Origin of the sequence: Niastella sp. (assembly GCF_045805085.1) — a bacterium.
Lineage (GTDB): Bacteria > Bacteroidota > Bacteroidia > Chitinophagales > Chitinophagaceae > Niastella.
The window spans coordinates 1-9,653 of the sequence record NZ_JBJMLX010000238.1; the positions used below are offsets into that span (position 1 = coordinate 1).

Below are 9,653 nucleotides of genomic sequence, written 5' to 3' on the forward strand. Positions count from 1 at the left end.
CTGGGTAACCCACAAGCTGGAGTCCTTGGCGGTTGACACAGGGATCAGATCGGTCAGATCGCAAGGGGCAATGATGATCCCTGCGGCGTGGATACCGGTGTTACGAACGGAACCTTCCAGCCGTTCTGCTTCGTGCAGTACGGTGGCGTTTATTCCCTGCCCATTGTATATTTCGCGGAGCTTTTTAATGATCTCGATCTCATCCGGGCCAATGCCTTCTTTTTCTTCCAGCGATTTCTCCCCCTCTTTTGCAGTTAAGGGTGCATGTAATACCCTGCCGAGCTCGATACCCGGTTTTTCCGGTACCATCTTGGCAATGGCGTTCGATTCAACCAGCGGCAGATCGAGCACACGCGCTACGTCCTTAATACTACTTTTGGCGGCCATGGTGCCATAGGTAACGATCTGGGCTACCTGGCTTTTACCATATTTCTCCACTACATAATCGATCACTTTTTGCCGGCCTTCATCGTCGAAGTCCGTATCAATATCCGGCATCGACTTACGGTCGGGGTTCAAAAAGCGCTCAAACAGCAGGTTGTATTTAATGGGATCTATATTGGTAATGCCAATGCAATAGGCCACGGCGCTACCCGCCGCCGAGCCACGGCCCGGGCCAATGAATACGCCGCGTTCGCGACCGGCTTTAATGAAATCACTTACAATAAGGAAGTAACCGGCAAATCCCATGGTTTTGATGGTGAACAGCTCAAAGTCGAGCCGTTCCTGCACCTCGGGGGTGATATCGCCATAACGTTCTTTGGCGCCTTCGTATGTAAGGTGTTTCAGAAATTCCCACTGATTCAGATTGCTGTCATCAGTGACCTGAAACTCTTTGGGCAGGGGAAAGGCCGGCAATAAAATATCCTTTTTCAGGTTCAGCACTTCCACCCGGTCAACGATGATATTGGTGTTATCGATTGATTCGGGAATATCGCTGAACAGCTTCTTCATTTCCTCCTGGGTTTTGAAATAAAACTGGTCATTGGGAAATTTGAAGCGACGGTCTTTTATGTTGGTATCGTCATTTACAAAATCATCGAAACCCGGCGTGCTTTTCTTTTCACCGGTGTTTATACACAGAAGGATGTCGTGGGCGTTGTAGTCGTCCTGATCGGTATAGTGGCTGTCGTTGGTGGCAATAACAGGTACATTATACTTTTTGGAAAACTTCAACAGCGTTTGGTTGATGATCTCCTGTTCCTTGAGGTTGTGGCGTTGTATTTCTATGAAATAATCTTCGCCAAACAGGTCGAGCCACCATTTGAATTCTGCTTCGGCTTTTTCTTCGCCATCGTGCAGAATGGTTTGCGGCACATAGGCGCCGATACAGCAGGTGGTAGCGATAAGCCCTTCGCGGTATTTTTCAATAAGGCCTTTATCAATACGGGGGTATTTGCTGTACATACCCTCTATGTAACCCAGGCTGGTTAATTTAACCAGGTTCTGGTAACCCACTTTATTTTTTGCCAGCAGTACCTGGTGATAGCGTTCATCTTTTACTTCTTTGGAGAACACTTTTCTGTGCCGGTCTTCCACTACATAAAATTCGCAGCCTACAACGGGTTTTACCTTCAGGCTGCCATCTTCATTTTTGTGTTTATAGGCCTCCGCCACAAATTCAAAAGCGCCGAACATGTTGCCATGGTCGGTAATAGCAAGAGCGGGCATGCCGTCCTTAACAGCCTTTTTATACAATGACTGTATGGATGCCTGTCCATCGAGCAACGAGAATTGGGTATGAACATGAAGATGGGAGAATTTACACATGTATCTATTTAAAGTTAATTTGTTCTAAAGTTCTTGCTTCGGTTGTTTAAGCTGCTGTTCCAGGTTTCAGGTTACAAGTTACCGGTTGCCGGTCGCCTGTAACCAGGTTTTGCTTTTGGCTTTAAGCCTTCGGCTTTCAATGGCTATTGGCGATTACAAAGGCTCTTATTGGGTTAAAGGTCTCATAATCAATGAAAAGCTTCTATGTAATAAAACACGAAATTGTGGTATAAAGTTCTTTAATCAAAAGTGATTGGGAGGAATTTATATCCACACGGCCTGAATAAGTTAATTTGGGTCCGCCTTCGCCAAGGCTTCGGCGGACGCAGCCCGCTACACCAAGGCTCCGGCGGGCAAGGGGCGTTCGCTGAAGGTTGTGGCGGGCACAGTCCCCCTTCGCCAGGGTTTCGGCGGGCGCCGTGTAATTCTTTCCAAATTTTAATGGCATACTGGCAATGTATTTGCTATTTTTGAGGCCTTGCCGTAACTTGTTCAAACGTGTTGTTACAGGTTTGAGTGATTAAATGGCAATAAAATTTCCAGCCTGTGAAGTATCTGATTATCATTATATCCACCCTATTGGTGTATGCTGAACCAGCATCAGCACGTCATCCGTTTGGCCTTTATAAGGTTTTTCAGGATGGCAAAAGTAAAAAGAAGACCACCAGGGGGTCTACAACAACTACCATCAAAACAAAAAAGGTTGCCAGTCCTACCACCAGACTGGCCGCATTAACTCCCGAAGAAGAGAATAAGATCGCCGAACTGAAAAACCGCAAGGTGATCGGGATTGAGCTAAGCGCCCCTTTACAATTCAAATATGCCATTTTATTGGATATTCCGGTAGAAATGATCAACGATAGCAAATTGCTGGAACTGATCGATAGCTGGTATGGCGCCAAATACAAATATGGCGGCGATACGCGCGATGGGGTTGATTGCAGTGGATTTACCAGAGCGTTTATGGCTTCGTACTACGATTTGGACCTTACCCGCAACTCCGCGGAAATGTATGATAAAAGCAAACACATTAAAAAGAAGAAATTAGCCCAGGGCGACCTGGTGTTCTTTAAAACCAAGGGCGCCAAAGCCGGTATTACCCATGTAGGCGTTTACCTGTGCAATAATAAATTTATACATGCTGCTACCAGCAGTGGGGTAATAATCAGTGACTTGGGTGAAGATTACTATAAAGCCAGGTTTGTTTGCGGAGGAAGAGTTGTTAATTAGGTGGTCTCAGTTTAAAACCTGCATTTTAGAGCTTCGAGTTACAGGTTTTTAAGTTATTAAGTTATTGGGTTCTTTGTTCAAAGTTGCAGGTTCTTGGATTTGCAGGCTATTAAGTTATTGAGAGTTCTAAAAAAAGTTTTCCGGGTACCGGGATTAACGTTTTCCGGGTTTTTAAGTTATTGGTTATTGGGTTCTTAAGATACTGGCGCCGGATTGGAAGAAATTAAAAAAGGTTCAACATAAGGATATTGGATTCTCTTATATATTGAACCTTGTCATGTTTTTACTACCGCTTTCTTCTCTCCCTTCTGCCTCTGCCTTATTTAAGCGGCCACAGAGAGGGTAATAACTGTTCCTTCGTGTTTTTGATTGTAGATATTGATATTTCCACCCATACTGCGGGCGGCTGCTACAACCTGGGAAAAACCATGTGCTACGGTGCTGTAAAAATTTGCTCCGCTGTTCCGCACGATGATCTGCACGCCCTGGGATTTTTTAACCGCTTCAATACGAACACAGGCGTCGTGCGAACTAACGATCGCATTGTTCAGGAGGTTGCCTACGATAAAAGCGAGTACCTGCTCATCGGCATTTAATTGAAAACTTTCATCTACGCTGTTGATGATAAAACTGTGTTGGGTTACGGCCAGCGGAATGAAGCTGTGCATGAGCTGATCGACCAATTTGTGCAGGGGTACGGGGGTTACGGATGTTGAGGTACTTGTTTGGGTGAATACTGGTGCCGGTTGTTGAAAAATTGACAAGCTTTTCATAACTGGATTTTTTAATGATATGAGCAAATCGAAAAGAGTTCAAAGGGATACGAACTAAAAACGGAACTAAGTGCTACGAATCAACTGTTTTCTTAAGGACTGGCTGCTTTCATCAGATACCTTGACCAAGAACTCCATGCATTCTGTAATGCTGAATCAAAGTAACGATGCAAAAGAGGTGAAAGCATCAAGTGGTGTGCTGTTATAAATGAAAATAGACTAAAGCATAAATAGGCACTAGGGGTTTATCTGTAAAAACGAGAGGTCGATTTACGCAAACGATTACATTGGTTTTTGAAATAAGTGCTAAAAGGACACTTATCAACGTTCGTTTGACAATTAATGAAGGCGGAAATGTTAAAGCATTCACAATGTGCTGAACATTTTTAGCAGATAGTGCTGAAAGTTTTTAGCAGATAGCGCTGAATTATTTTAGCTTCAACCGGGTTTTAATTGTATTCCAAACAGGTAATACATCGGGGGTTAATTTAAGATACAACACCCCTGTTGCATATAATAAACAGAATACCGCACTGCGCAGAACGAGCCAGCCAAATCCCTGGTAGGCATTAAAGAGCAAAAAGCAGATGAGGTAACAGGCTGCGGCTAATAAAAGAGAATATACTGTTTGCCGGGTAAATGGCTGTAATTTGAATTTCTTTAACAGAAAAAAATACCGGATGCCATTGTATACGATGATTGCAAAAAGATTGGCAACAGCGGGTCCTAACTCTTGCAAATGTAAGGTCAATAAATAATTCAAAGGGAGCGTAATCAATAGTAAGACCACCCCACTGAGCAACTCTACTTTCCAGTAATTGCTGGTGCCAATGATCTGGGCATTTAATCCAGTACCCATATCAATCACTTTGGTGAGACCAATGAATAAGAAAATAATGCGGGCATCGAGATAACCTTGTTTTAAATGAAAGGTGAGTACCCCATCGGTAAAGTTGAGCCATATTAAAAGAAAAATGGCCAGTCCAAAGATCAGTTGGTTCAAACTGCTGCGTTGGTAAATGCGATTGATGCGATCCAGGTCCTTGTCCTTCCAGGCCTGCGACAAAGGCGCTATTGCGGCTGCACTAATTGCCCGTTGCGGGGCAAACACCAGGCTCGACATGTTTTGCGCCAGTGTATAAATACCCACGAACTTCATACCATTTGTTACTACGGCGCCAATCACAAGCGTGTCAAATACGTTTGAGATATTCACTACCAGAAAGCCACCCCAAACAAACAGGCATACACTGATTATTTTCCTGGAGAATTTTTTTGTTACGCGGCTTATGGTAAAAGTAAAATGTAACTGGCGGGTGGCGATCAAATACCCTACCAGGCATGCTGCAATGCCAATATACGTGAAGGCGTATATTTTAATGAACAGGTCAAAGTCTTTAATGAATCGAAGGAATAACAGCACGATCAAAATAGTAGCAAATGCCCGCAACAATATTTCCTTAACGAAAGTGGTGAACACCGATTTTCGCAACTGCCAGGCAAATGCTTCTAAAATAGAATATATGGAGAGGCCAAAGCCAAATGGGAAAAGCCAGTAATAATAATGAACCAACTCGGGTGAGTGCGTGGAGTATTTCCTTATCACAAAGTCTTTGAATACAACCCCACCGATCACAACAAAGAGAAACCCTGCGAGGCTGGTCAGCAATGCCAGGGTGATCATGTCGTTTTTTTCGGGTGGCAGATTATCCTTGTAATAGGGATAGAATTTCAAAACGTAGTAGGTGATCCCAAGGTTTGAAAAGGAGAGCATAAGGGTGCCAAAGGCCAGAAAAGACCCTATTAGTCCATATTCTGCTTCGGTAAACCATTTTGCATACAGGTATGTATTCAGCAATCCCAACGCCATTCCTATATACACCAATATGGAAGAAATAATACTTTGCCGCCGTATGCTCATTTTTCAGTTCTTGGTTCTCTGTTTTAGTGTTACCAGTTAACTTTCTTTGTGTTGATGTAAAAATTCTTGTCAACAGTAAAGTTGCCGGCATTGGTGCCTGAAATAATGGTCCATTCTTCATTGGCTCGGATCCATCTTTCATCATTGCCGAATGTTACTTTTACCGGTATACCAAATCCCTTAACGCAATTGGTGAACCTGAATTTAAGGTCCTTGCCCTTGATGGCATATTCCAGCACGGGGATCTGGGTGGTGCGAAGATATTGATCAAACACCTTTGAAAAGTCAATATTCGCCTGGCGGCTGATGTAGGCTTCCACCTCCTTTGAGGTAACTGTTTTATGGTAATAGGTTTTATTGAGGCCGCGTAAGATGTTGCGGAAAGCAGAGTCGTTGTTGATGATCTGCCTGATGGTGTGCAGCATGTTGCCTGATTTGGGATACATATCGCCGCTGCCTTCCTGGTTTACGCCATATTGACCAATAATGGGAATGTCGTTCTTGATGCCCGCGCGGGTGCCGATGACATATTCGTTTCCGGCCTCCACCCCATATTCGCAGGTGGTGAACAGGGTTTCGGAATAATTGGTAAACCCTTCATGCACCCACATGTCGGCAATATCGTTGGAGGTAATGCTGTTGGCAAACCATTCGTGGCCGCTTTCATGTACAATAATGAAATCCCATTTGGTGCCCCAGCCGGTGCCTGAAAGGTCGCGGCCCAGGTAACCATTCTCAAACTTGTTGCCATAGGCTACCGCGCTCTGGTGTTCCATACCCAGGTGCGGCGCTTCTACCAGTTTATAGCCATCTTCATAAAAAGGGTAGGGACCAAACCAGTATTCAAAGCATTTGAGCATTTTATCTGCCTGGGTAAATTGCTTTTTCGCTTTTTCCAGGTCGTAATCCAACACCCAGTAGTCGCAATCGAGGTTACCCTTTTCACCGGCATAGTTCTCGTGCCAGGTTACATATTTACCAATGTAGGGAACAATGTTGTAATTGTTGATGGGGTTCTTAACCGCCCAGGTATAGGTGGTGGTACCGTTGTTATTAGGCGTTTTTGACTGCAGGCGGCCATTGGCCACTGCTACCAGCGTATCGGGCACCGTGATGCTTAAGCTGGCACCTTTATCGGGTTCATCGCTCTGATGGTCTTTACAGGGATACCAAACACTGGCGCCCAGTCCCTGACAGGCCACGCTCATCCAGGGGCGGCCCTGTTTGTCTTTGGTCCAGATCCAGCCGCCATCCCATGGTGGGCGAATGGCTTCCCGGGGTTTGCCATGGTAATTCACCTCCAGTACAGGGGTGGCATGGGCGGTTAAAGCAGGCATGGTCACAAACCAGGCATTGCCATCTTTCTGAAATGTGAGGTTTGTTTTGCTGGCATTGCCGGTTTGTGCAATTAAAAAAATACTATCTATGATCATTGGTTCCTGCAGGTCGAGCTGTAATTTGGTTTCGGGCTTTAAAACCTGTATAGTGATCAGGTTTTTTCCCTGGATGGTTTTGCCCAGGTAGTCGGGCGTAACCTGGATATCGTACCGTAACACGTTCCACCAGGCCCTTTCGGGGGTGATGGTGCCGCGCAGGGTATCCTGCCGGGTAAACTGCTTTTTATTACTCAGCGGTTGTGCGGCGCAGGAAGACGCTATAATTAGAAATGATAAATTAAGAATGAGGAATGAAAAAGTACCTATTTTCATAGTTGATGATAGTATATGAAAGCTAAAGTTATATTTTTTACTGTCTTTTCAGGTGTGATTTTATTTATTTCATGCGGTAGCCGTACAAGCGGTAATAAACACGTGTTTCATTACAATGAAACTACGGGTATTGGCACCCTTGACCCGGCTTTTGCCAAAAGCCAGGCCATCATCTGGGTGGTTCATCAGTTGTACAATACCCTGGTTGAAACCAACGATGCCCTGCAGATCGTTCCTTCACTGGCCTATCGCTGGGATGTATCGGCTGACCGCAAGGTGTATACGTTTCATTTACGCCCCGGCGTTTTCTTTCATGATAACGATGCTTTTCCCAAGGGTAAAGGCCGCCTGTTGACGGCTTTTGATGTGGCCTACAGCTTTAGCCGCATTATTGACCCGGCTACGGCCAGCAGCGGCGCCTGGATCTTCAACGATCGTGTCGAAGATAAGAACAGTTTTAAGGCGCTGGACGATTCTACCTTTCAGCTTACTTTAAAAAGTCCTTTCACGCCCATTCTGGGCTTATTAAGTATGCAATATTGCTCCGTTGTGCCAAAGGAAGTGGTCACCAAATACGGGGCTGATTTTCGCAGCCATCCCTGTGGTACCGGTCCGTTCAAATTCAAGGCCTGGGAAGAAGGGCAGGCCATGATATTGCAGAAGAATGAAAATTACTTTGAACATGACAGTACCGGCGCCCGCCTGCCATACCTCGATGGCGTCAAGATCACGTTTTTCGATAGCAAGGCCACGGAATTCCTGTTATTTCAACAGGGAGAACTGGATTTTATCAATGATATTGATCCTTCATTCAAGGATGAGATCCTTACCAAAAAAGGACAACTGCGTAAAGATTGGCAGGGTAAGATCATTCTCTCCAAACATTCTTATTTAAACACGGATTACCTGGGTTTTTTGATGGATACCGCCAATCCGCTGGTGACCAACTCGCCCCTGCGGTTAAAAGCGGTGCGGCAGGCCATTAATTATGGGTTCGACCGGCGCAAGATGATCATGTACCTGTATAATTCCAAAGGGATACCGGCAGAAAGCGGGTTTATTCCGGCCGGTTTACCTTCCTTTGACAGCAGTGCGGTGAAAGGCTATTCATACAACCCGGTTAAAGCCCGGGAGTTATTGAGATCGGCCGGTTTTCCCGATGGGGAAGGCCTGCCCGTGATAAAGCTGTTGACCATTCCTATTTACAGTGATATGGCGGGTTTTATTGCGCGGCAGTTGGAAGAGGTTGGAATAAAAGTTCAGATAGAAGTAATACCCAAGAGTTTGTTGCTGGAACAAACGGCCAAATCGGAAGCTTTGTTCTTTCGTGGCAGCTGGATCGCCGATTTTCCGGAAGCAGAAAATTACCTGAGCGTATTTTATGGTGGTAATCCGGCTCCGCCCAACTATACCCGTTATAACAATCCGAAGTTTGATTCTCTGTACGATGTGGCAATGGTAACCGAAAACGATAGCCTGCGTTATAAACTTTACCAGCAAATGGATCAAATGGTGATGGATGATGCGCCGGTAGTACCGTTGTTTTATGATGAAGTGGTTCGTTTAGTTCATCCTTACGTACATGGTTTTAAACCAGATGGCCTTAATTTACTTGAGTTGAGAAGGACTTATATTGGGAAATAGTTGACCAGTTGACAGTTGATCAGTTAAAAAGCCGAGCCCCCGATTAATAGGAGACTCGCCTTTTTTATAATGTATTAACTCGTCAACATTTTAACTTGTTAACTATATTACCATTATCAACATACTGGTCAACTGGTTAACTGGTTAACTGGTTAACTGGTCAACTGATCAACTAATGCTTCAACTTACTCTTAAACACCTTCTGAAACTTCTCCACCTTCGGTCTGATAACAATGTTACAATAAGGTTCATTCCCATTCTGTTCATAGTAATCCTGGTGGTAATTTTCGGCGGCGTAAAACTGAGTGTAAGGAGAGATCTCCGTTACAATAGGATCATTAAAAGCGCCGCTTTTATCCAGCTCAGCTTTGTATTTAACGGCTTTTTCTTTTTGTTCGTTGTTGTGATAAAATATCACACTACGGTATTGCGTACCTACATCAGCGCCTTGTCTGTTGAGCGTGGTAGGGTCGTGGGTTTTCCAGAAAACCTCCAGCAGCTCATCGTACGTGATCTTTTTAGGATCGTACACCACCTGTATTACTTCTGCATGGCCGGTATTGCCGGTACATACCTCTTTATAGGTAGGGTTGGCAACGTGACCGC

At 44.8% G+C, this 9,653-nt stretch carries 7 protein-coding genes; 2 read left to right on the plus strand and 5 right to left on the minus strand.

Annotated features, from left to right (window positions below):
- On the minus strand, positions 1 to 1,770 hold a 1,770-nt coding region (gene dnaE / locus ACJ751_RS12080; protein WP_407745749.1), incomplete at its 3' end, for a DNA polymerase III subunit alpha.
- Between the two features lie 546 nt (positions 1,771 to 2,316).
- Between dnaE and ACJ751_RS12085 the strand changes: the two genes are divergently transcribed.
- A complete protein-coding gene (locus ACJ751_RS12085) occupies positions 2,317 to 3,000 on the plus strand; it encodes a C40 family peptidase (RefSeq protein WP_407745750.1) in 684 nt (227 codons plus the stop codon).
- Positions 3,001 to 3,323: 323 nt separating this feature from the next.
- Here ACJ751_RS12085 and ACJ751_RS12090 read toward each other — a convergent pair whose 3' ends face one another.
- The 3 genes from ACJ751_RS12090 to ACJ751_RS12100 form a co-directional block, all read right to left on the minus strand.
- A complete protein-coding gene (locus tag ACJ751_RS12090) occupies positions 3,324 to 3,773 on the minus strand; it encodes a sensor histidine kinase (protein WP_407745751.1) in 450 nt (149 codons plus the stop codon).
- Between the two features lie 427 nt (positions 3,774 to 4,200).
- Positions 4,201 to 5,694: an oligosaccharide flippase family protein gene (locus ACJ751_RS12095; RefSeq protein ID WP_407745752.1), complete on the minus strand. Its 1,494-nt coding sequence runs from the start codon at positions 5,692 to 5,694 to the stop codon at positions 4,201 to 4,203.
- Positions 5,695 to 5,723: 29 nt separating this feature from the next.
- The gene (locus ACJ751_RS12100; protein ID WP_407745753.1) at positions 5,724 to 7,403 is read right to left on the minus strand and encodes a M1 family metallopeptidase; all 1,680 of its coding nucleotides are present in this window, start codon (positions 7,401 to 7,403) and stop codon (positions 5,724 to 5,726) included.
- A gap of 15 nt (positions 7,404 to 7,418) precedes the next feature.
- On the opposite strand from ACJ751_RS12100, the gene ACJ751_RS12105 reads away from it, so the two are divergent.
- Positions 7,419 to 9,047 carry an ABC transporter substrate-binding protein gene (locus tag ACJ751_RS12105; protein ID WP_407745754.1) on the plus strand — a complete coding sequence of 543 codons (1,629 nt, stop codon included), beginning with the start codon at positions 7,419 to 7,421 and terminating at the stop codon, positions 9,045 to 9,047.
- Positions 9,048 to 9,219: 172 nt separating this feature from the next.
- On the opposite strand, the gene msrA is transcribed toward ACJ751_RS12105, so the two are convergent.
- On the minus strand, positions 9,220 to 9,653 hold a 434-nt coding region (gene msrA, locus ACJ751_RS12110; protein WP_407745755.1), incomplete at its 5' end, for a peptide-methionine (S)-S-oxide reductase MsrA.

What these genes read in the sequence shown, in the direction of transcription:
- ACJ751_RS12100 (WP_407745753.1), bottom strand. Translation starts at nt 7,403, where the DNA reads ATGAAAATAGGTACTTTTTCATTCCTCATTCTTAATTTATCATTTCTA.
- ACJ751_RS12105 (WP_407745754.1), top strand. Translation starts at nt 7,419, where the DNA reads ATGAAAGCTAAAGTTATATTTTTTACTGTCTTTTCAGGTGTGATTTTA.
- ACJ751_RS12095 (WP_407745752.1), bottom strand. Translation starts at nt 5,694, where the DNA reads ATGAGCATACGGCGGCAAAGTATTATTTCTTCCATATTGGTGTATATA.
- ACJ751_RS12090 (WP_407745751.1), bottom strand. Translation starts at nt 3,773, where the DNA reads ATGAAAAGCTTGTCAATTTTTCAACAACCGGCACCAGTATTCACCCAA.